Annotated in this window: 24 protein-coding genes; 9 read left to right on the top strand and 15 right to left on the bottom strand. The window is 42.9% G+C overall.

Features of this window, described 5'->3' with window-relative positions:
• The first annotated feature begins 93 nt into the window (after nt 1–93).
• Nucleotides 94–1,155, top strand: coding sequence for a formate/nitrite transporter family protein (locus AC2SLO_RS02810; RefSeq protein ID WP_486542043.1), 1,062 nt, complete (start codon nt 94–96; stop codon nt 1,153–1,155).
• A gap of 66 nt (nt 1,156–1,221) precedes the next feature.
• Here AC2SLO_RS02810 and AC2SLO_RS02805 read toward each other — a convergent pair whose 3' ends face one another.
• The 5 genes from AC2SLO_RS02805 to AC2SLO_RS02785 form a co-directional block, all read right to left on the bottom strand.
• Complete coding sequence (locus AC2SLO_RS02805) at nt 1,222–1,716, bottom strand: YbjQ family protein (protein ID WP_486542041.1); 495 nt, start codon at nt 1,714–1,716, stop codon at nt 1,222–1,224.
• 67 nt (nt 1,717–1,783) lie between these two features.
• Nucleotides 1,784–2,200, bottom strand: a complete 417-nt coding sequence (locus AC2SLO_RS02800; RefSeq protein WP_486542039.1) for a YbjQ family protein — start codon at nt 2,198–2,200, stop codon at nt 1,784–1,786.
• Between the two features lie 43 nt (nt 2,201–2,243).
• Nucleotides 2,244–2,795 (bottom strand): YecA/YgfB family protein, encoded by a 552-nt coding sequence (locus AC2SLO_RS02795; RefSeq protein WP_486542037.1) that lies wholly within the window; start codon nt 2,793–2,795, stop codon nt 2,244–2,246.
• A gap of 322 nt (nt 2,796–3,117) precedes the next feature.
• Nucleotides 3,118–3,372, bottom strand: a complete 255-nt coding sequence (locus AC2SLO_RS02790; RefSeq protein WP_486542035.1) for a PA3496 family putative envelope integrity protein — start codon at nt 3,370–3,372, stop codon at nt 3,118–3,120.
• Nucleotides 3,373–3,481: 109 nt separating this feature from the next.
• Complete coding sequence (locus tag AC2SLO_RS02785; protein WP_486542033.1) at nt 3,482–4,963, bottom strand: hypothetical protein; 1,482 nt, start codon at nt 4,961–4,963, stop codon at nt 3,482–3,484.
• A 99-nt stretch (nt 4,964–5,062) separates the two neighbouring features.
• Here AC2SLO_RS02785 and serB point away from each other — a divergent pair, with 99 nt between their 5' ends.
• The 5 genes from serB (at nt 5,063) to hemJ (ending at nt 10,074) form a co-directional block, all read left to right on the top strand.
• Nucleotides 5,063–6,367 (top strand): phosphoserine phosphatase SerB, encoded by a 1,305-nt coding sequence (serB, locus tag AC2SLO_RS02780; RefSeq protein ID WP_486542031.1) that lies wholly within the window; start codon nt 5,063–5,065, stop codon nt 6,365–6,367.
• 483 nt (nt 6,368–6,850) lie between these two features.
• Nucleotides 6,851–7,282 carry an AciT family ciprofloxacin tolerance protein gene (gene aciT, locus AC2SLO_RS02775; protein WP_486542029.1) on the top strand — a complete coding sequence of 144 codons (432 nt, stop codon included), beginning with the start codon at nt 6,851–6,853 and terminating at the stop codon, nt 7,280–7,282.
• 438 nt (nt 7,283–7,720) lie between these two features.
• Complete coding sequence (locus AC2SLO_RS02770; protein WP_486542027.1) at nt 7,721–8,227, top strand: hypothetical protein; 507 nt, start codon at nt 7,721–7,723, stop codon at nt 8,225–8,227.
• 200 nt (nt 8,228–8,427) lie between these two features.
• Nucleotides 8,428–9,570 carry a biotin synthase BioB gene (gene bioB, locus AC2SLO_RS02765; protein ID WP_486542025.1) on the top strand — a complete coding sequence of 381 codons (1,143 nt, stop codon included), beginning with the start codon at nt 8,428–8,430 and terminating at the stop codon, nt 9,568–9,570.
• Nucleotides 9,571–9,639: 69 nt separating this feature from the next.
• Complete coding sequence (hemJ, locus tag AC2SLO_RS02760; protein WP_486542023.1) at nt 9,640–10,074, top strand: protoporphyrinogen oxidase HemJ; 435 nt, start codon at nt 9,640–9,642, stop codon at nt 10,072–10,074.
• 24 nt (nt 10,075–10,098) lie between these two features.
• Here hemJ and AC2SLO_RS02755 read toward each other — a convergent pair whose 3' ends face one another.
• The 5 genes from AC2SLO_RS02755 to AC2SLO_RS02735 all read right to left on the bottom strand — a co-directional run bounded on the left by AC2SLO_RS02755 (nt 10,099) and on the right by AC2SLO_RS02735 (nt 16,374).
• The gene (locus AC2SLO_RS02755) at nt 10,099–10,794 is read right to left on the bottom strand and encodes a hypothetical protein (RefSeq protein ID WP_486542021.1); all 696 of its coding nucleotides are present in this window, start codon (nt 10,792–10,794) and stop codon (nt 10,099–10,101) included.
• Between the two features lie 183 nt (nt 10,795–10,977).
• Nucleotides 10,978–11,469 (bottom strand): hypothetical protein, encoded by a 492-nt coding sequence (locus AC2SLO_RS02750; RefSeq protein ID WP_486542019.1) that lies wholly within the window; start codon nt 11,467–11,469, stop codon nt 10,978–10,980.
• A gap of 88 nt (nt 11,470–11,557) precedes the next feature.
• A complete protein-coding gene (gene rph / locus AC2SLO_RS02745; RefSeq protein WP_486542017.1) occupies nt 11,558–12,274 on the bottom strand; it encodes a ribonuclease PH in 717 nt (238 codons plus the stop codon).
• 206 nt (nt 12,275–12,480) lie between these two features.
• Nucleotides 12,481–14,250, bottom strand: a complete 1,770-nt coding sequence (locus AC2SLO_RS02740; protein ID WP_486542015.1) for an AMP-binding protein — start codon at nt 14,248–14,250, stop codon at nt 12,481–12,483.
• A gap of 393 nt (nt 14,251–14,643) precedes the next feature.
• Nucleotides 14,644–16,374 (bottom strand): AMP-binding protein, encoded by a 1,731-nt coding sequence (locus AC2SLO_RS02735; RefSeq protein WP_486542013.1) that lies wholly within the window; start codon nt 16,372–16,374, stop codon nt 14,644–14,646.
• 569 nt (nt 16,375–16,943) lie between these two features.
• Here AC2SLO_RS02735 and parC point away from each other — a divergent pair.
• The 3 genes from parC to AC2SLO_RS02720 all read left to right on the top strand — a co-directional run bounded on the left by parC (nt 16,944) and on the right by AC2SLO_RS02720 (nt 20,483).
• The gene (gene parC, locus AC2SLO_RS02730; RefSeq protein WP_486542011.1) at nt 16,944–19,235 is read left to right on the top strand and encodes a DNA topoisomerase IV subunit A; all 2,292 of its coding nucleotides are present in this window, start codon (nt 16,944–16,946) and stop codon (nt 19,233–19,235) included.
• 142 nt (nt 19,236–19,377) lie between these two features.
• Nucleotides 19,378–19,932 (top strand): DUF805 domain-containing protein, encoded by a 555-nt coding sequence (locus tag AC2SLO_RS02725; RefSeq protein WP_486542009.1) that lies wholly within the window; start codon nt 19,378–19,380, stop codon nt 19,930–19,932.
• A gap of 131 nt (nt 19,933–20,063) precedes the next feature.
• Nucleotides 20,064–20,483, top strand: coding sequence for a lysozyme inhibitor LprI family protein (locus AC2SLO_RS02720; RefSeq protein ID WP_486542007.1), 420 nt, complete (start codon nt 20,064–20,066; stop codon nt 20,481–20,483).
• Between the two features lie 33 nt (nt 20,484–20,516).
• On the opposite strand, the gene AC2SLO_RS02715 is transcribed toward AC2SLO_RS02720, so the two are convergent.
• The 5 genes from AC2SLO_RS02715 to AC2SLO_RS02695 all read right to left on the bottom strand — a co-directional run bounded on the left by AC2SLO_RS02715 (nt 20,517) and on the right by AC2SLO_RS02695 (nt 23,011).
• The gene (locus AC2SLO_RS02715) at nt 20,517–20,768 is read right to left on the bottom strand and encodes a hypothetical protein (RefSeq protein ID WP_486542005.1); all 252 of its coding nucleotides are present in this window, start codon (nt 20,766–20,768) and stop codon (nt 20,517–20,519) included.
• Between the two features lie 293 nt (nt 20,769–21,061).
• A complete protein-coding gene (locus AC2SLO_RS02710) occupies nt 21,062–21,661 on the bottom strand; it encodes a hemerythrin domain-containing protein (protein WP_486542003.1) in 600 nt (199 codons plus the stop codon).
• Nucleotides 21,662–21,957: 296 nt separating this feature from the next.
• Nucleotides 21,958–22,104 carry a hypothetical protein gene (locus AC2SLO_RS02705; RefSeq protein ID WP_486542001.1) on the bottom strand — a complete coding sequence of 49 codons (147 nt, stop codon included), beginning with the start codon at nt 22,102–22,104 and terminating at the stop codon, nt 21,958–21,960.
• Complete coding sequence (locus AC2SLO_RS02700; RefSeq protein WP_486541999.1) at nt 22,070–22,267, bottom strand: hypothetical protein; 198 nt, start codon at nt 22,265–22,267, stop codon at nt 22,070–22,072. Before AC2SLO_RS02700 ends, AC2SLO_RS02705 begins: the two co-directional genes overlap by 35 nt.
• A gap of 27 nt (nt 22,268–22,294) precedes the next feature.
• Nucleotides 22,295–23,011 carry a hypothetical protein gene (locus AC2SLO_RS02695; protein ID WP_486541997.1) on the bottom strand — a complete coding sequence of 239 codons (717 nt, stop codon included), beginning with the start codon at nt 23,009–23,011 and terminating at the stop codon, nt 22,295–22,297.
• Nucleotides 23,012–23,127 lie beyond the last annotated feature (116 nt).

The raw sequence follows: 23,127 nt of genomic DNA, 5'->3' as shown, positions 1-23,127 counted from the left end.
CAAACACTTTAAACGCACTCTAAAATCGACACCAACCTTCTATCTATTGGCTAAACTTAATTGATAAGCTAATACTGATAAGCCAATATCAATATGAACACAGCAGACACTCAAAAAACTGAACCAAATAACCCTTCTTCTCAACGACCTATGACATCACAAGAGGACACTTTGACAGGTGAAAATAACAGAATGATACAAGAAGACGACAGCCATAGCGAGACGGACGATGATCCATCAAATTTAACCAACTCTATCGAAGACGAGGAGTTTGATGATGTTGACCCACAAAGTCGAGAGACCCTAAAAAACTTAGCAGCAGATGAAAGCTATAGTAAGCCTAAAAGCTACGCCAGCATATTAATCGAACAGTTTATTGACGCACGCCATACGCTCAAACGCTCAGATGGATCAGTGTTAACCAGTGCCTTTATCGCTGGGCTAGAGATTGGCATTAGTTATATTATGCTGACCACCGTACTGGCAGTTTTATTACCACTCATGCCAACTGAACACGCCATAACACTGGCATCTTTGCTGTATCCTATCGGCTTTATTGTCGTCGTTGTCGGACAATCCTTACTCTATACCGAGCAAACCTCCTTGCTAAGCTTACCAGTCGTGGTGGGCTTAGAGAGCGTCACAAAGTTGATTAGACTTTGGTTAATCGTCATCGCAGGTAACTTACTTGGTGGATGGGTATTTAGCGCAACGATAGTCGGGCTAGGCTTGAAAATGGGATGGTTTGCTACTGAGCATATCGATTATTTAAGCCATCATGTCCTGCATTATGAGTGGTGGGTACTGCTCAGTAGTGCCATCATGGCAGGCTGGCTGATGGGTCTAGCTGCTTGGCTGGTCACCTCCGCCCGCGACACCTTGAGTCGTATAGTACTGGTGACATTGATCACTGCTTGTATCGGTGTCTTAGGCTTACATCATAGTATAGTCGGCAATATTGAGGTGTTTTCTGGAGTGTTATACACCAATACCGGTTTTGCCGATTATCTACAGTTTATCCTTTTGGCATTGATTGGAAACACAATCGGTGGTGTGGTGTTTGTTACCGTCCTTAAGGCACGGGCATTACAGTACGATATTGAGAAGTTTAAAGAAAAGGATTTAGAAAGGTTTAAAAAGGGCTGGTATGATTAGGGTCTGTTAGGTAAGACAATAAGGCAGGAAAAATAACTCATTCAAAAGCTCAAGTATTTGAGCCCTCTAAAAATCTGGCAACGGCGGTGGAATCTTCGGATTATCAATGGTATACACTGCTGTGCCGTAAGCAATAGCTTCGACCATACTGCCGGCTGCATTGATACTGGTCACTTCTAAACGTATCCCAAACACTTGATTATAGCCCATAAATTGCGCTTCAAGCTTCATACGTACTAATGCCTCACGGCGGGCACGATCCAATAAGGTCTCATAGGTCGTCAAATTTTTACCAAAGAAATTTAGAATTTTGGCAATAATCATCTTAAAATAATCCTGCGCAATCACCACACTACCCATGACCAATGCGCCTTGAGTCTCTTCGGCTATTTTGGGTCGATAAAAGCGCTCACTTGACACCACAATATGACCCAGCTCCTTTTCGGCAGCAGCCAGCTTTTGCAAATGATCGCGTTCATTAAAGCGACCAAAAAGCCAACCTATTAAAAATAGGCCAATAAAGACGCCATTGTTGATTAAAAAATCAAGAAATACGTCCATTAATGTGATGTCCTATTCATTATAGCTTTATGGGATTTGACTTTGTTACAGTTAGTTGGCAACACGATTAGTCTAACTTGTTTAGAGCGTCAGATGCGGGTAAAGGAGGTACGCTAGAGGGTGGCGTTGGCTGAGAAGTAGCATTGTTTGACGCATTGAATTGAGACTCAGCCACTGCTTTTACCGCCGTACCATAAACAAACAGCTCAGAGGCACCCTGAGCAATACTAGATGTAGAAAAGCGCAGACCCACAATGGCATCTGCGCCAAGCGCTTGTGCCTTGACCATCATACGCTCAATGGCTTCTTGTCGTGACTCTTCAAGTAGCTCAGTGTAGGCTGTCAGCTCACCACCCACGAGGTTCTTTAGACCTGCAAATATATCTTTACCCACATGCTTTGAGCGCACTGTACTGCCGTACACCACATCCAAACGTTCGGTAATAACGTAGCCAGGTAAGTGCTCAAGATTTGATAATTGCATGATTGTCGCCTGTCAGTGTTGATTCTTTAGTATAAAGTGCAGATTACTCTTCGGTATGGAACAGTAAGAACAGCTCTGTTAAATTGGCTTCGATATTGTTTGCCATTTGCGCCAGTGCATCATCATCACGACGAATTTCGGCCAAATCTTCATCTTCTTCACCATCAACCGCATCAATGCCACTAAATACCATCATCGGCAGCGTCAGCATAGCCACGTCTTCAGCACTATCTTCATCGTCAAACCAGTCAACGCCTTCATCGCCATACATGGCATCGACAAAGCCAATAGACCAAGCCGTTAGCTCTGATTCTGGTGAGAAATCCATCTCACCTGAGTCTTCATCAAGCTCTAACGGCAACTCAATACCATCTTCATTCTGTAAATCTTCTAGCAGCGCATGACGCCACGCTTTAATCGCTTGTTTAACAGCCTTATCCACCTTGCTGTCTTGACCTTCAAACAGGTGCGACATCCAATTTGGCAGCTCTTTACCGACCACAGTTGCGGTCAAAAAGCCATGGGTTGCCACACTATCAAGGCCGTGTTCGTTGGCATCAGAATCAAGAAAATCTTTTAGCTCATCTAAAGTCATAGCAATCTCTTTTTTGGGTGTTATATATGGATTTATTTAATAAGAATTATAATAGGTTAAGCAGCGGTTATCTGAGAGCAGATAAGAGGCAGGTATAGAGCGAATAACGGATACGAGTCATCCCTATCAAGTGCAGTAAATAAGTAATTTGCAACCCGTTAGTACAACGCCTTAATTGATGAATGAGTAAATGAACAATGACTGATGAGCGGCAAAGACACACGCCGCTGTAGACTAGCTAACTATAACTCACAAAGAACTATAACTCACAAAGATCAACAAAGGCCAGCCAGATCAGTTAATACTGGGCTAGCCTTGTTAACTATTCATCATCTAGATCATCAAAATCATCGTCATCATCAAAGTCGTCGTCATCGAAATCATCGTCGAAGTCGTCATCAAAGCCGTCTTTTAACTCACGGGCTAAACGCTTCTCTTCTAACATATTATCAATAAGACGACGCTTCTCAAGACTCGTTAAGCGTGCTGACTCTGCTTCTGCTTCATCTATCTTTTTGGCATCATCGTCATCTTCAAAGTTATCATCATCGAAATCATCAAGATCATTATCACTCATGTCTTTTTCCTTTTATCTTAATGGTCTGATTCGACCTGTTGATTATGGGTTATGTGATTGCACAAAATCAATATGAAAGCGTTGATCAGCTTTAATACTTATCTTTTATTTAGTTGGTTGCTGATAACAATACCGCATTTCTGACACTAATTAAACGATCCATCATTGATTCGCTAACGCCTTTTAATGAGGCGCAATCACGCTCATAGACGGTGGTTGGGTTTTTTAAGTTATCTAACTGAATTTGCCCACTTAATTGCTTGATACCCGCGGTTGGCAATAATGCCAAGATATCATTTGCCTCAGCATTATTCTGTAACAGTTGAGCCATCTTATCGCTGGCCGCATCATCGCTGACACCGACACGCACTTCTAATGCAAAACGCTGTAACTCGCGGTGCTTGATATAAGTCACCTGATTGAGCATGACATAGGCCTTTGCAAGCATCATTGCCGCAAGCGCTGCCTTACTATGGCTGCTATTGTTACTAAATTCAACCGTGGCGCCATTTTGATTAAATACTGGCGTGTTCTTAACGGTCACACCGAATAATAATGGCTGCTTTAATAACTCATCTATCGTGCGCTCTAACAACTGAGTACATAACGCAAAATAAGGTTTGGACTTCTCAGCCGCTAACGTACCCATTAAATTATTAGGATCATAAAACTGTATTTGCACTGTCGCCACTTCAAGCGGACGATTTGACATCAGACCAAGTGGCTTGTTTTGCGCTGTCGTTTGCGTAGTCTTAGCGGCTACTAATGACTGCTCAGAACCCCTATTTTGATTCTGATCTTTGGCGTTATTATCATCTATTTTGGTTAAAATGTCTTGCACTGCAGGCGTTGTTTTTTGAGTATTATCTGCTTGACCTAATGTCCTATTATTAGAGACTGAATTTGCCGGCTCTTGCTCGCCATCCTCATCTTGATGCGATTGAATATATTGATTCAATGCATGATGTAGATTCGGACCCAACACACTTTCACCGCGATTCTCTGTATCGGTGTCGTCAACCTGAGCGACACGGCGACTAACACCCATCTCTTGCTGCTGCAATCGCAGACGCTCTTGCACATCACGGCTAAGTTTGGCCAGCTGCGCACGCGTCGGACGCGCAATATACCCATAAATGAGCCAAATAAATAGATGGGTAATAAAAGAACCCAAAATAAATATCCATTGGGAAGCGATAATCTCACCATTACTGGTATCACGCAAGGTCATATCAACCTTACCAATGACCGTGTCACCCATAATCACTTGCTTACTGATGGTATCACCGCCTAACAGCTGCGCTTGCCCTGTCTGTAGCAATACCTCACCATCAATGTCTTTCACTGTTAAGCTTGCAACGTTATTTTCACTGGTATATCGACCAGTTAAGACGCTTAAGCTGACTTTATCTTTACTTAATAAAGGCAACTTAACCTCTTCAATAAGTTGAATCAACATTCTTTCGCCCGTCTGCATTTTCAGCTCATCAAGCTGCTGATCGGTACTGATAAGCAGTAACGTGGTCTGAATAAAGAAGCTGATGAGAATAATTATGGCAAACAAGCCTTGCCGTGGCGCTAAATAGGTCATGTTATGCTAAACTTTTGTTAATAGGTAGGAGGTGCTTCAATTTTGAGCACGCCCTATTATTCCTAATCTTGCTTACGCTTACAAGGGGCTTAGCTCGCCATGACAAAAAATACTACAACTAATAACCAAAATAATGACTTTTTGGCCCATCAAACCACTTCAAACACCATATCAGACGCCGAAGCCAACTTTGCGACCTTCGGTGCCGGCATGACCGCACATTTAAAGTCGTGGTTGAGCGCTTTGCAACAAGCTAATGATTTGTTGCCCAGTCACCTGCGTTTTGATGATGTTAATTTGGATAATGACAGCCAAAGTCAGGGCAAAATCTCTTTGCCTCTAATCGAACAGTTAGAGGCGCTACCTGTTTTCGCTCTATCTGTGGTGGTGCAAGAGCAAGCGTTACGTGCTGGCGACTCTTATGAAGAGAAGAAGGCCGCTTTTGAGGCACATATTGATGATTGGGATGCCCAAAACCCGCTTTGGCAGCTTATCAAAGTGGTACGTAGCACCGATAATCTAGATGACCAAACCGGCAGCGACCGTTTGACCTCGGTACTCACCTATCGCTACATCCTCATGCCTGCTGATACCAAAACCATGCAACCTGGCAAAAAGAATGCCGCCGCGCATCTGTTAGATGATGGCATGACTTCACATCTGCGCCAGTTTATCGATACCCTACCAATTACTGATACCCTTGGTGGTGATGCAGCCATTGACTGTCATATCGTATCGCTGGCCAATATGCTACGTCCGCACCGTATTGCTGTGTTTGATATGGACTCAACGCTTATCGAGCAAGAAGTGATTAATGAGCTCGCCAAACATGCCAATATTGGTGAGCAAGTTAGCGAAATCACCGAGTCTGCGATGCGAGGAGAAATTGACTTTGATACCTCCTTTAGCGAGCGTGTGGCACTGCTTGAAGGATTATCGATAGAAGCACTTGATAAGATTCAGGCTCAATTAACCTTATCTGCAGGTGCACGCACCTTACTTGCGACATTAAAGTCACTCGGCTACCATACTGTACTGGTATCGGGCGGCTTTACTTATTTTGCTGAGCGTATTGCTAAAGAGCTTGGCATTGATGAGATTCATGCCAATGAGTTAGATATTGAAAATGGCGTGGTCACCGGCAATGTGGTATTGCCTATCGTTAATGGCGAGCGAAAAGCAACACTGGTTGAGCAAATCGCTGAACGTATTGGCGTGACCACCGCACAAGTTATCTGTGTTGGTGACGGTGCTAATGATCTTGCCATGATGGCTATTGCTGATTTGGGCATTGCTTATCATGCCAAGCCGATTGTGCGTGCGCGCGCTGATGCCGCTATCAATGCCACTGGACTTGAGGGCGTACTATACGTGCTCGGCTATTCTGCGAAAGACCTATTGTAATCTGCACCCTATTAGATTTTATTTTTTATTAGGCTATCATTTTATTTTGCTTAATTGACCTAATAACCGACTCAGATTTGGGTCGGTTATTTTATGGTCACCAGCTGATATTTTAGACAAATAAAACCAGCTCATCAGCACTTTGTTTTGTCACATTTGAGTTTAACAAAAATTTAATAATTTAATTTTCTTGGGTTAATAAAACTCAGCCATTGCCACTTATAGCGTGCGCGACTGTGTCAAATTTTCATTAAAATAACACGACAGGTGTTGTCGCAAATTACTGTTCGCGCCTTTGTATTTTATAAAAAGATGGGCATAATAACTGGCAACCAATCGCAAAACACCCCTATATAATCGCGCCGTACATGGAGCACCGTACGTAGATAGGGTATTCGTAGGAAGGACCTTAAAAGCACGCACGTTATTTGCTTTTCTTTAGTGTCACTTCTCATTCGTTGACAGTTCACGAGGCAAAAAAACATGGCAACTCAAACCATTATAGCCACTGGTCAAACTTGGCTTACCGGCTCTTTATCTTGGTCTACACTGGGCTATACAATGCTTGCAATAGGCATTGTCGCTACATTTTTCTCTAGCCGCCGCTATTTATTAGGCTATCTTTTAGGCGGTATGGGCTACTATCTTGTGGTTGAAGGTGTGCAATCTGCTATCACAGCGGTCACCCCTGCAAGTACTACCGTCAGCTATATCGCTGCATTTGCTTTGACTATATTTGTAACCTTTGCACTTATCGTTTATCGCTATAACAAAGCTCAACAGAGCAAGCCTGTGACCTCTAACCGTCGTATGGCACCTTTATTTCGCAGCAGAAAACGTTTGGCTACTCAAGCTGACAAATATATCGAACACACCCCTATTTACAAAAACTACACACCAAGATTTCGCAATTAATTGTTGAAACACTTAAGGTATATCCGTTTTACGTAAGCCCTCACTATTAACTAAATCAATAAAATAACTATAAGCCTCTTACTCCGAAAAAAAGCCAAGCCCTAAACGGCTTGGCTTTTTTCTGCTTATCGTCACTCAGGACGGTTTAACCACAAATACGACAGTCTTTTACTAAGCGCTTTAAAAAAGTGTACAAGTCGCAATATTCTAAAGCCCGTATTTCATTTAAAATATTGATATAATATTTGGTTAATCTATTTTAAAATAAACGCATAAATGGCTTGTTAAAATTTGCTTAAGATTCTAAGCTTATTGCTTAAAGACATAACCCATTGGATATATCTTTGATAAGCACTTCTTATCGGATTTCTAGCCTGCTATTGACATTAATATCATATCGACACTAACCCATTCACTCACTCAAACTTGGATTTCATTATGTTTACTGTTCCTATCTTAAATATCAAAGCCAACCCACTAGACGCGCTACTTGCTACTGTGGGTTATCGTTTGGCCATGCTTGCTAAAAGCGGCGATCCTAATATCGAAGAGATTTTAAAAGATCGTAAAGTAAGCATCGAGCTTGGTAGTGAAGCGGATGATGTTGCCCGTTATTATGTGTTTGATGAAGGCACTTTCCAGCAGTATTCAGGTAAAGCGAATAATCCAAGCTTACGTATCAACTTCAAAGATTCTATGACTGGCGTTAAGCTGTTAACAGGTGGCGATGTTGCCGCATTTATGACTGCTATTCAGGACAAAGAGTTAACCATGGAAGGCGATTACAGTTTACTAATGTGGTTTAACCAGTTAGCGAAGCACATCGTGCCACCTATTCCTGAGGACATAAAACCACTGCTTAAAAAAGCACGTCCATTTGCAACCAAAGCACAAGGTATCGCCGCTCAGTTATTTAATGCTGCCAAACAAAGAATGTCTAAATAGAACACTCTATAAGATAGCGTAATTTAAATCGCATTAACGTTCGATTACTCGCGATATATCGCTATTTAGATGTCTGTTTAGTCAGCGACCCTAAGACGCCCAGTGGTATAACGCCGCTGGGCATTTTGTATCCAGTACAAAGCGGTTAAGTGCTACAATTATAGGCTATGAACTTAGCGTTAACGTTAAAGGATTGCTCTATGTCTTCTGTATTATCCGCCACCAAATCGAGCCACACACCAAATAAAGCTGCAAATAATATGCAGCCAAATAATAATACAGCCATTGATAATCTTGATGATGGCTCTGTCACTGACAAATCCACCTCTACTCAAGGCAGTATTTTGACTCGCGAGAAGGTAGCGCAGCTGTTTGATTTACCCTTTATGGACTTGTTATTGCAGGCACAAACCGTTCATCGTCAGCACTTTAACGCCAATGAAGTACAGATTAGCACCTTATTATCGATTAAAACTGGCAACTGCCCTGAAGACTGTGGCTATTGTTCTCAGTCAGGACATCATCGCGACAAAACTGGTTTGCAAGCTGAGAGACGTATTGCAGTTGATAAAGTTATTGCTGCGGCCAAGCAGGCCAAAGCGGCAGGGTCTTCCCGCTTCTGTATGGGTGCAGCGTGGAGACATCCAAGCGCCAAAGACATGCCTTATATCGCCGAGCTGATAAAAGAAGTTAAAGCCTTAGGGCTTGAGACGTGTATGACACTGGGTATGCTAAGCACAGAGCAAGCTGAGCAATTGGCGGATGCTGGCCTTGATTACTACAATCACAACTTAGATACCTCTCGCCGTTATTATGATCAGGTGGTCAGCACCCGCAGTTATGACGAGCGCCTAGCAACCATTGATAATGTGCGCAAATCAGGCATTAATGTGTGTAGTGGCAGTATTGTGGGTATGGGTGAGACGCGAGAAGACCGTATTGACTGGGTATATGAGCTTGCCCGCATGCCAATTCCACCAGAGTCTATCCCTGTTAATTTACTGGTACCGATCAAAGGTACCCCACTTGGTGACAAAGTCTTAGAGGAGGGGCAATTGCCTGTGCTCGAATGGATACGTACCATTGCGGTGACACGGATCTGCTGCCCAAAAAGCTACGTACGTTTATCAGCAGGACGGGAAAGTCTATCAGACTCAGAGCAAGCGTTGGCATTTATGGCAGGGGCTAATTCGTTCTTTTACGGTGATAAGCTACTTACCACTGGCAATGCCAGTCAGTCTAATGACGACAGACTAATGAGGACTTTAGGGCTTAGCCCTACTGCCCCTCGACCTGCACTACCTGTAGTAGATGCCGTCAGTGGCCTCAAACAGTATTTGTAAAGATAGAGTTTATAAAGACAGAATTTACAGAAACAAAAACACCCTATATTTAATCCATGAGGAGCCACTATGGCAGAGTATTTAAACTGGATAAAGGCCGCGCATGTCATTTCTATGGTGTGTTGGTTTGCGGCGATTTTTTATCTACCTAGGCTGTTTGTGTATCATGCGATGAGTGATGACAAAATCAGCCAAGACCGCTTTGTGATTATGGAGCGCAAGCTGTACCGCGGTATTATGACGCCCTCTATGATTGCCACCTGGGTATTTGGTTTATGGATGCTATATATCGGCTGGGATGTATATAAAACACAAGGCTGGCTGCACCTTAAGCTACTATTGGTCGTCTTATTATCCGCTTATCACGGCATGTGCGGCGCGTACCGCAAGAAGCTAGCAGACAACCCACATCACAAAACCCACGTCTTCTGGCGCTGGTTTAATGAGCTGCCCGTGTTTATTCTAATTGCAGTGGTGATTTTGGTTATCGTAAAACCGTTCTAACCCTCCCTCTATAAACTCTTGCTATTATAGACTGGGGCGTATGATGTTATAGGTGTGTGAGACGTCATACACCTTATAACGTGCAGGCTCTCGTCGATTTTCACCAGCATAGCTTAGAATCAGCGCTTGGTTTTGAGCTTTGTCTAGCCAGCCCACAAACAGTCCGCTATGCTCAACGTCATGATAGCTGTGATTGACATAATATAGCCAATCGCCCGGCTGAATCTCATTGGTATCGACGAACGGTCCGGCAGGATATTCACCTTTAAAGACGGTATCGCGCCCTACTCCTGCTCTGCTAAATGCTGCATTCAAATAATCCCAGCACGACCCTTTAATAATCTCTTTATTGTCTAGTGCCATCTGACGCACCATTTGCAATACCTGCTTGCTCGGCCAACTTGCGCTTTGCTCAGCAGCATATAAGGTATCGATATGCTCAGCATCGATATTTGGTACAGCTGCATAACTCATATGAAAGCTTGGCGGTGCTGCTGACATAAAAGGCGATATGCTGCTTGTTCTGGCACCAGAATGAGAGGGCGCAGAAGGCGGTGTATAGGTTTGGTTCTTTTGCTGAATTAAATCGCCAAGGGCATCGGCATGCACCAATGGGCTTGCTAACGTGCCAAATAAGGCCGTCACTATAATAGCTTTTTTAAGAATAGAGCATGGTTTGATAGATTTGATACACATCATAGCCAAAGTGTCCGCATCCATGGGGCACTCCTTAACATTAGGCCTAAAGGATAATCACGATAGACTTAGAATATAAACCGGTTATCGGCTTGAATTCAAGCAGAATATTAGCTATTTAGCTGTTTTTATAGATATTTTTATAATAATGTCAAAGACGTTAGGCTATGCGAGGATATGATTTATAGAGAAAATAACTTATAGAGCTTATGAGGACTGCATTTTGATGTTGGCATTACGCTTGCCAAACTGCTGTCCTTGCAAGATTGCCTTCATCACCTGAGCCTCTTTATTAGACTCAAAACCGGTAATGTGACATTTACGATTGCCATTGGTGTCGGTAATAATGAGTGCTGCGTTATCTAGTTCAATGTGATCATCCGCTTGTACAAAGACCGTTTGGGTTTTGCCAAGCATATTATGCACGAACATGCCTTGTTGAACCTTTAGGATGCCGGAGCTAATTTCGCCATGACTGGCGTTTTTTTGTTTATTACGCATCACGTTAAAGGCAAAGCTGCCAATAATCAATACCGCCAGTGCACCTATTGCCAAACGTTCTGGCAATAAGCTCATCGCCATAGCAACACCGATAGCGCCTATTAGTAGGGCCACACCAAACCAGAATATGCCATCGCCTTGTCCGGTGGCTTTACCCGACAAGGTAATGTTTGCGCCTGTGTCTGTGACTTGTAGCATAGTGACCCTACTTTTAACTTTGTTTTTGCTTTTAGATGAGTCTGCGCTTATTTTAGCCCAACCGTGGTGTCTGACCTATGGCTTATTGTTACCAGCCCAAAGCGGTTTGTTGTAATTTAACCAAATCAGCAATGCCTTTTTCTGCCATTGCTAGCATTTTATCGGCTTCAGCACGGGTAAAAGGTTTCTCTTCTGCGGTGCCTTGAATCTCGATAAACTCGCCTTTTTGAGTCATCACAACATTCAAATCAGTATCACAGCTTGAGTCTTCTTCATAATTTAAATCAAGTAAAATTTCACCATTTTTAACACCCACAGATACCGCTGCAACCAGTCCAATTAAGGGATCAGTATTTAGCTTTTTCTGACGCTGTAATGTCTCTAGTGCATCAATCATAGCAATGGCTGCGCCTGTGATACTAGCTGTACGTGTGCCACCATCTGCTTGCAATACATCACAATCGACATAAATGGTGTTTTCGCCAAGCTTACTCATATCGACCATGGCACGAAGGCTGCGACCGATTAGACGTTGAATTTCTTGGGTACGTCCTGACTGTTTGCCACGAGCCGCTTCACGTTGATTACGGGTATTTGTAGCGCGTGGTAGCATGCCGTATTCTGCTGTTACCCAGCCTTTACCCTTGCCTTTTAACCAGCGCGGTACGCCCGATTCAACACTGGCCGTACATAATACTTTGGTATCACCAAAGCAAACAAGTACCGAGCCTTCAGCGTGTTTGGTGTAGTTGCGCTCAAAAGTAACTTGGCGAAGTTGATCGTGCTCACGATTGTCTATACGCATAGTGAGGGGGTGTCCTTTATATTTAATCAGATGCAATTTGAGGGCAGATTTTAATCATAAAATACTGCGATTGATGGCAGCTATCGTAACGTGATGCTAAAACAATAGCAAGATAAGCACCTAGCGCACTTATCTTGCTGTTATCTCGTTAAGACACTGATTCGTTGGCCTATTGTTTGGTAATGAACCAGTGAACTGGATCAGACTTATTCTAAGCCTTCCATTTTACGAAGCTCTTTACGTAGAATTTTACCAACGTTTGATTTTGGTAATTCATCAACGAACTGCACATGGCGTGGGCGTTTGTAACCTGTCAGCTGTTTTTTACCGAAGTCTAATAACTCTTTTTCGGTTACGTTCGCGCCTTTTTTCTTCACCACGAAGATTTTTGGCTCTTCACCGCGCTCTTCGCTTGGTACACCAATCGCACCCACTTCTAGGACCGCAGGGTGTTCAGTTATCGCCTCTTCAATCTCATTTGGATAGACGTTAAAGCCAGATACCAAAATCATGTCTTTTTTGCGGTCGACGATTTTGATAAAACCCTTTTCATCCATAATACCAATGTCGCCGGTCTTGAAGTAACCATCTTCAGTGAAGGTGTTCTTGGTTTCTTCTGGACGATTTTGATAGCCAACCATCACCTGTGGACCTTTTACACAAATCTCGCCGCGCTCACCCATTGGCATCACGTTGCCATCATCGTCAATTAAGATAACGTCAGTATCCGGTGCAGGCACACCAATTTTGGCGGTGAATTCAGAGATATTCATTGGGTTGAAGCTCACCACAGGTGAGGTTTCTGATAAACCATAACCTTCTACAATTGGTAGCCCAGTTGCTTCGTGCCATGCTTTGGCCACACTTGGTAATACTGACATACCGCCGCCGATAGAAGCTTTAAGGTTTGAGAAGTCTAGCTTCTTGAAGTCGTCATGATGCACAAGACCATTGAACAGGGTGTTTACTGATGGGATAAAGGCCGGCTTATATTTGGCCATCTCTTTGATTAGACCATCAAGGTCACGTGGGTTTGGAATAAGTAGCGACGTACAGCCTTGATACATGGCATAAATACCGCACACCATGAATGAGAACACGTGATATAACGGTAGCGCAGCTAGAATAACTTCCGCTTCGACAGACTCATCAAAAGCAGCAGTGATAACAGCATTAATTTGTAGCATGTTCGCGACTAAGTTACCGTGTGTTAGCATTGCGCCTTTTGCCACACCCGTTGTGCCGCCCGTGTACTGTAGCAATGCCACGTGACTTAAGTCTAACTCTGGACGCTGATACTGATGCGCCGACACAGAGTCTAATGCTTTTTTGAATGTGATGCTGTTTGGCAGCGAGTAGCTTGGCACCATCTTTTTAACATGGCGAACAACAGTATTGACCACAAAGCCTTTTACTAAACCTAACATGTCACCCATGCTACATAGCACGATATGCTCAACATCGCCTTTGTCTTCGACATCTTCAAAGGTCTTAGCAAAATTCTCAACGACAAAGATGGCTTTTGCACCACTGTCGTGAATCTGATGTTCAAGCTCACGGCTGGTATATAGTGGGTTTACGTTCACTAAAATCATGCCGGCACGTAACACGCCCAGAGCCACAATCGGATACTGCAGTACGTTTGGCATCATCGCCGCTACTTTGTCACCTACTTTTAGGCCTAGCGACTGCAGGTAGGCGGCAATCTGACGGCTGTAGTTATCGAGCTCACGATAAGTAATCGATGCACCCATGCAGGTAAAGGCATTACGGTTGCCATAACGGGCAAAGTTACGCTCAAATACTTCAATTAATGAAGTGTTATCAGCAGGCATCTCAATATGATCTGGCAGATCGTAGCGCTTATAAGAAGCAAACCAAGGGCGGTCACTTGGAACTTCCGGATAGGTCGGAAATGTGCCGTGTAACTTACTAATAGTCGATGCATTAGGGGTATGATTTGAAGCTGTAGTCATGAAGTTACCTGTAAAATGAATGATGGATATAATTGGACTCGGGCATATATTCTTGTTTGTTCATATGGCCCCATAATATAGGGAGATAAAATCGTAACAAATTCTAGCAAATTAAGGAGACTTGCGTTGCTATTTATATGATTTTATTGAAAATAGTGTAACTAATTAATCATACTAATTACGCTGCTTTTAGCAAAATATATCTATAACCACGCCTATTTAATCAGATAGTGATTAAAAATAGAATCCAGTATTAAACACTTTTAAACAAAAATTCAAACGAAAAAAAGGACACGGCATTAGCTCGCATCCTTTTTGAGTGTTTTAATTGTACTCGTTAACCACTGAAACTTAAAGCATGAGATTCATTCATCGGTTAACGAGAGATTGCCTTTATTGCTTGTTTTGTGACTCTTCCATCTCACGTAAGTCTTTACGTAAGATTTTACCGACGTTTGACTTAGGTAATTCATCAACAAATTCAACAGCACGAGGACGTTTGTAGCCAGTCAAATGCTCTTTGGCGTAATCAATCACTTCTTGCTCAGTTAAGCTGTTGTCGCTACGTACGATAAAGATTTTTGGTACTTCGCCGCTCTTATCGCTGTGGATACCTATCACACCACACTCTAAGATTTTTGGATGATTTGACATCACGTCTTCTACTTCGTTTGGATAAACGTTGAAGCCAGATACGATAATCATGTCTTTTTTGCGGTCAACAATCTTGAAGTAACCCTCTTCGTCCATCACACCGATATCACCGGTACGGAAATAACCGTCTTCGGTCATCACCTTAGCAGTGGCATCTTCACGTTTCCAGTAACCTTTCATAACCTGTGGGCCGCGAACACAAATCTCGCCACGCTCACCGATTTCAACTTCGTTACCCTCTTCATCAAGAATGGCCATATCGGTCGCTGGGAATGGCACACCAATGTTACCTGGGAATTCATCTAAGCCCATTGGGTTGGCTGAAGCAACTGGTGAGGTCTCTGACAAACCATAACCTTGTACAATTACGTTGCCGGTGCCTGCTTTCCACTTCTCAGCGGTGTCTTTGAGTACTGCCATACCGCCGCCCATCGACATCTCAAGCTTGCTGTGATCAAGCACTCGGAAATGTTCGCTGTTAATTAGACCATTGAACAAGGTATTAACCGCTGGAAAGAAAGCAGGTGGATAATCTTTATAGGCCTTTAGTAAGCTTTTGCCGTCACGTGGGTTTGGCACAAGCGAGTTGATCGCACCCTTGCGTAGACCGTACATACCACAAACGGTAAATGAGAAGATATGATATAAAGGCAATGCTGTCATGATGACTGGCTGCTCGTTTTTCTCTTCAAACTTATTGAAGGCATTACCAATATAAGTGTCGGCCTGAATTAGATTAGCCACTAAATTGCCATGGGTTAGCATCGCACCTTTAGCCACACCAGTTGTGCCGCCTGTATACTGTAATACTGCCACGTCTTCTAGAACGATATCGGTCGGACGGGTGTACTTTTTACTCGCGCCAACTTTAAGTGCTTTTTTAAACGGTACGCTCTTTGGGATATCAAAAGCCGGAACCATCTTCTTAACATGACGGACCACGGTATTAACAAGTAAGCCTTTAAGCGGGCTCATCAAGTCGCCCATCGCAGTTACAATCACGTGATCTACCGTCTTTTTAGGAATATCGGCATAAGTCTTAGCAAAGTTCTCTAGAATAATCAGTACTTTGGTTTCTGAGTCTTCTAACTGATGTGCAAGCTCGTTTGTGGTGTATAACGGGTTTACGTTCACCAAAATATAGCCTGCACGCAAAATAGCCAAAATAGCGACCGGTGCTTGCAGGATATTTGGCATCATTACCGCCACTTTGTCGCCTTTTTTGAGGCCCAGTGATTGCAGGTAAGCGGCCATGTTTTTGCTGTGACGATCCAAATCGTCATAAGACAGCTCTTGGTTCATACAAACGAAAGAGATTCTGCCTTTATGATTAACAAAGTTTTCTTCAAGGATGTCAATTAAAGAGGTGTCAGCAGGCGGCATTTCAATATCATACTGCATGCCAAGCTTTTCGTAGGTTTTCAGCCAAGGTCTATCATTACGGCGAAATTGATTGTCTTGATTATCCATAATCTGTGGAACTCCTAAGCATAGTACTTAATGGGGGTAATTAATATTAGATGGGGCAGTTGTGCAATTTATCGTTAAATAACAGCTAAATAACAGCGATTTTAATACCTAAATCTAAAATACACTATTTAGCTGACTTATGACAACTGCAAAGTGCATAAATAGCTATAAAATAGAGAACTGTCCTGTTTATAAAACCACGACTTAATAAAGTATACCTTGTTTTAGCCGTATAAAACTTTTTAGTTGAGACGAATAGCTTGGTTTAACTAAGCTGCGTCAGCCGATGACGCTTATCGGTGATACTCTCTTTTCTATTGCACCAATATCCGTTAGGATAAGCGTACCTCAATCCCTTATTCTGATTGCAGTCTCAATGCCCTTTTAGGCTTAATATAAATGTTTAAAATATCAGCAATGAAAGACAAGCAATAACATTGTCTCAAGCTGTACTATTATTACACTATTAACCTGATACAAAACTTAGATGACGTAACTCTATTTTAGCTTTCAATCAACATTAATTTATTATTCACACATTTATTCTATAAAAGGCAAAATCACTCATTATGTCTGATATTACCAGTATTCCCCCAAGCTCGGCTGTGATTCCAAATGAAGCCATGGACACCCGCTCTGTGGCCGAATTTACCGAGCAGGCTTACCTGAACTATGCCATGTACGTCATTATGGACCGTGCGCTACCGCATATAGCCGATGGTCTAAAGCCGGTTCAGCGCCGTATTATTTATGCCATGAGCGAGCTTGGCCTAAAGTCGACTACTAAGCCCAAGAAATCTGCCCGTACCGTCGGTGATGTGCTCGGTAAATACCATCCGCATGGTGATACCGCCTGTTATGAAGCCATGGTCTTAATGGCGCAGCCATTTAGCTACCGCTATCCGCTGATTACCGGTCAAGGTAACTGGGGTAGCCCAGATGACCCCAAATCCTTCGCGGCGATGCGTTATACCGAAGCCAAAATGTCGGCCTATGCCAACACGCTGCTTGCTGAGCTTGGGCAAGGTACAGTTGATTGGCAAGATAACTTTGATGGCTCAATGCAAGAACCGGTCACTTTGCCTGCTCGCCTGCCGAATATTCTACTTAACGGCACTACCGGTATCGCTGTTGGTATGGCCACCGATATTCCACCGCATAACCTAAATGAAGTCGTGCGTGCGGCAATTCGCCTGCTCAAAAACCCAGACTTATCGGTAAAACAGCTGACCCAATCGATTCCAGCGCCAGATTTACCAACACCGGCTGAAATCATTACATCCAAAAAAGACTTGCAGCAAATGTACGAGACCGGCCGTGGTAGTTACAAGATGCGCGCTATTTATCACGTCGATAAAAACGAGAAAAATCTGGTGATTATCGACGCCCTTCCCTATCAAGTCTCTGGCAACAAGATTCAAGAGCAAATTGCCAAGCTGATGATAGATAAGAAGCTGCCTTGGGTGGTGGATATTCATGATGAATCGGATCATGAAAATGCTTGCCGCATTGTGTTAGAGCTTCGCTCAACCCGTGTCGATGTTGATCGTGTTATGAGCCACTTGTTTGCCACAACTGACCTTGAGAGCAATTATCGGGTCAATATGAATATGATTGGCCTAAACGGTAAGCCACAGGTTAAAAACTTAAAAGAAATCTTGAGTGAGTGGCTGATTAGCCGCCGTAATGTAGTGACTCGCCGTATTGAATACCGTTTGGATAAGATTGATAAACGTCTGCATATCTTGGCCGGTCTATTAATCGCTTATCTTAATATTGACGAAGTGATTCGTATTATTCGTGAAGAAGATGACCCAAAACAAGAGCTAATGGGCCGGTATGATTTAAGCGAACTTCAAGCCAATGCAATTCTAGACATCCGCCTACGTCAGTTAGCACGCTTACAAGAGATTGAACTAAAACGTGAACAAGAAGAATTGGCCGCTGAGCGAGCGACGTTGCAAGAGCTGCTCGATAATCCAGAGAGTCTAAACAACTTGATGGCAGAAGAGCTGACAGCCGATATGAAAGAACATGGCAATGACCGTATGTCGCCTGTGGTCGAGCGTGATGAAGCCACCGCTCTTAAAGAATCAGACTTGGTACCGAGCGAGCCGATTACTGCTATCTTATCCAAAGCCGGCTGGATTCGTGCAGCCAAAGGCCATGACGTTGATGCCACCGGTATGAGCTATCGCTCGGGAGACAGCTATCAAGCGCATGTGCGCGGCAAGTCTAATGAGAAGATTTATATCATGGACAGCACCGGCCGCAGCTATAGTATTGATGCACATACTCTAGCCTCAGCGCGTGGTCAAGGCGACCCACTGACCAGTGTCTTAAAACCACCGGCAGGCGCAAGCTTTGAGCAGCTACTTGCCGGCGATGATGATCAACGTATCATCCTAGCAAGCTCGCAAGGCTATGGCTTTATTAACACGCTTGGAAATCTTGAGACCAATCAAAAAGCCGGTAAAAACATCATTAACTTCTCTGATGATGCCAAACTATTAACCGTGTCTCAAATTGATGCTACAACCGAAGACGATGCTGATCAGCCAGCTGCGCAAGATCAGATTGCCGTGGTCACCTCAGCCGGTTATTTGCTGATATTTGCGATTGACGAGTTGCCGGAACAACAGCGTGGTAAAGGCAATAAATTGATTAACCTAAAAGACGGTGAAGAAGTCTTGGCAGTCATTGCGCTAAATCATAACGACAGCCTAACTGTGACTGCGGGCAAGCGTCATGTCACTTTAAAACCAATCGACTTAGCGAATTACACGGGCAAACGTGGCAACCGCGGTAGCCAACTACCGCGCGGCTTCCAGAATGTGAGTAGTATTGATGTTGCTGAATAATAGTCGCTGTTAAACACTATTATTAAAGCCTTTATTTCTAAAAAGCTGTCTGCTTCAAACACCATGTTGGGGCAGACTTTTTTGTAGTCAGTAGACCACTAAACGGTTACGGTGTTAACCAATTATAATAAGGACAGCCATCATGAGTAATGAGGCTCAGCGCACTCAACATAAAAAGAAGCAATTGCAGGCATCCGCTACCCCATCGGCACAATATAATACACAGCCCTTTTATTCATTAAATGGCAGAATAGGACGGCTGCACTATTTGGCCTATGGGTTTATATTAACGGTGTTACTATTTATGATTCTAGCGGCCTTATTAACTGCTGCGGCAGGCATCCTTGTATTGATTGTTAATGAGGAATCTACATGGGCTGCTGGTATTCCCCACTTATTCTCAAGCATTATTCTGCTGACTATTACACTTGGCCCGCCGTTGATCTATATGGCGCTTTCCAGACGACGCTTGCACGATATGAATGTTAGCGGCTGGGTATCGCTGTTATTTTTGGTACCTGTGATTAATATTGTGTTCTGGCTCTATCTGGTTTTTGCCCCTGGCGATTCAGGAGTAAATCATTATGGATTACCTGCCACGCCGCCCTCTGCGCTTATGAAAGGTGTCGCTCATCTGGCTGCACTGGTTATTGTGTGTAGCTTTATCGGCTCCATCCAGTTATTCATCAGCACCTAGATAGCCCCTTATAAGTGCAGCTTCTTTATTATCAATAGTCATTTATAATCAGTAGCGACAGGCTGAAACATTAATCTTATTAATACAATTTATAATCTGAGTCAGACTCAACCCCTTATCAGGAAAATAGCATGTCAGTTTCATTTACATCATCTTCTCAAAAAACCTCTCGATTATTAACCGCAGCATTACTTATAGTTGGCGCTGTTAGTAGTAGCCAAGCAATGGCATCAGAGTTTTGTGATGGCAGATATGATCAAGCATCGCTAAATCAATGCGCTTATGATGACTATAAAGCAGCTGACAGACAATTAAACCGTACCTATCAAACGCTGCGAGGTTTGTTAGATAAGCAAGATAAAGAACAGCTTAAACAAGTACAGCTGGCTTGGATTGATTTTAGAGATAAAGCCTGTGATTTTGAAAATCGTCATGAAAAAGGCGGCAGTATTTATCCATTACTGACCAGTAGCTGTCTAATGCAATACACCAAACAGCGTGATAAGCAGTTAAAAGGTGAGATTAACTGGGTACGTGAAACTCAGCAATAGAGCGAATACTTAGCAATAGCGCCAATACTTTGCTTAGCGTGCGATAAGACGATATATACCGGTACCGATTTTGTAGAAGATAAAGGCGATAAGCACCATTAACAAAATAGCGATGATATAGACCAGTGCATCGGGGAAAGGACTCAGCCAACCGATACTAAACACAAGGTTCTGAAACCCTTCGCTTGGCCACTGCGCCAACGGTGTGTTATTGCCTGAGTTAAAGATTGCCATGGTCAAAACCAGACCAATAATTGCAAACAGGATGCCTATTAACTTTTGCATTATTTTTATCTCCTTTATATCTAAATGTCGTGTTTTATATTTTTATAATCAGTACTCTTATAGTCAAAGAGGTCTAAAATGGTGATAAGGCAAGCGAGCGCCAGTACTACAAGTGTAGGCTTAGCAAGGTTAATACCGTAACCGTTTAGTCGTTCGCTGGCTATATGATAAGCCTACCTAATATTATTACCAACCTCCTATCACTTAAGATAAACAGTTTGCAACGAAAAGCCCTCGTAAGAAAACTTACGAGGGCTTTTACGTTTATAATCAATATAAAGCTTGTTTAGCAACTAGCCATCACGCAATCCTAAAATAGGAATCACTAGGTCTTCCTCGTCAGTTAAATGCTGTGATAAAAAGTCTGTACCGGTCACCAGATTCTTATGTAAGCGCTCGGCAAGTCCTTTGTCTTCTTCTTCGGCTTTTGTCAACTCATCATTGAGTATCAGTAAATCGTCGAGCAGGCCATCTAGCTTGACATGGTCTTTTTCTAAAATCTCAAAACCACGCTTAAGCTGAGGATACGAGCTGACAAAGTCTGGGAAAAAGCCGCGGTCTTCAACACTATGATGTTGATGCAATTTTAACACATGCATACTAATACGCTGCAAGACCTGCGAGCGGTAGTTTTGCCAATTTAACGCACCCATTAAATGCTCTTCGGTCAACTGTCTTAAAATACGCTGACGCTTGCGAATATTGGTGTGTACGTTAAGCCAACCTGAGGTTTTATAGGCGTAATCAGAGGAATACCACTGATTGGCCGGCAATTTCTCATATAAGAACAGCCAGTCAGGGTCCAAACGGCTCTCAGGATGACGCGGCGTCACAGCAGGTTTTTTGTCATCACTCTTGGTTTGGGTATCTGGATTTTGAATGGTATTACTCATTGCTGTTCTCCTTTCTAAACAGAGTAAGCACCTATTACTTAAGTTGCTTAGAACCGCTTATTGCACTTACGACCTTCTGCTTGGGAGTTAAGGTCTTCAAAACAGGTTATAGGATTAATATAAATTAAATAACCCGACACTTCTATAAACAATTTGTTAATAATACTAAATCTAATTGTATCAATGTGTAGTATATATATAGGGTTGATTTGCTGAAAATCAAATTACCCGTATTCTCAAGCTTATTAATTGATAAGCTAACAAAGTCGGTAGTCATTTCAATTAAATCAAACTGCTTATGCATAAAAAAAGCCCTCAACAACGTGAGGGCTCATTATTGATGCTGTTAAAAACAGCATCAAATATGGCAACATCATCGCCACTAACGTATCGACACCGGAGTCTCTCTTATAACGCATTGCAACCGCAAGAATCAGACCCATGTAGCTCATCATTGGCGAGATAATATTGGTAGTTGAACCACCAATCAATACGGTATGCCGCTTGGATCATCTCAGGCGCATAACCGGTTAGCATCAGCATAGGTACAGGTACAGGTACAGGTACAGGTACAGGTACAGGTACAGGTACAAAGATAGTTTGCATTAGGCAAAGTTATATGTAGCTGAGCAGTTATTTATTTGACTTTATTTGAGCCCAGATATCAGTGAATATCTCTGATAAATGCGACCTCATCTCTAAAGTAAGTTTGGTACATAAATGACGTAACCCGTGCACAGTCACGCCAGCCACTTCGGTTACAGCATAATATGCTTCCATATTACCCATTAGCGGTAGCTTCTTGACAGTAACTTCATTACCCTCACCATACTGCTCTAAAAACCGGTCAAATGAACGCCATCCCATACATAAGATGTGTTTGGGATTTATTTGCTCGATATCTAATTGGGTCAGCTCATGGTGTAAGACCTGCATCTCATCAGATAATTCTGCCAATTGCGCTTGTAATACCGCCTCTTTTGGTGCGGCGAAGTAAGACACAAAGCTGGTCTCAGCACAGCGCTCTAAGCGGCTGATATCGCCCTGACAAATCACATCAACAATGCGATTGGCATAACGGCTACCACGAGCCACATCCGCAATATACTTACACGGCACTACTTCGAAATCTTTAACCACCGCTTGTGCTCGGCGCGCTTCAATATCGCCCCAGTCCTCTCGATTACTGTGCCCAGGATTGATGCTCACAAACAAAATATCAGGATTCAAAATTTTACCGCTAATAAAGTCACCGGTATAACATAAGGGGTCATCCCCGAGTATTAAATTAGCGCGCGCTACAAACTCATTGATCCGTTGTTGTTTGTCTTCAAAGTAAGCATAGGTCATTAATACCTCTCCGCTTTTCGCTAAAGTTATTAGTGATTTAAAAGTTATCAGTGATTTAAACGCATTCACTGCCTTTTAAGATCAGGTCTAAAAACGATAAGTTCATGTCTAAAAAA

It is taken from the genome of Psychrobacter sp. CX14 (genome assembly GCF_057396205.2).
This window is presented reverse-complemented; position numbering and strand designations above follow the sequence as displayed.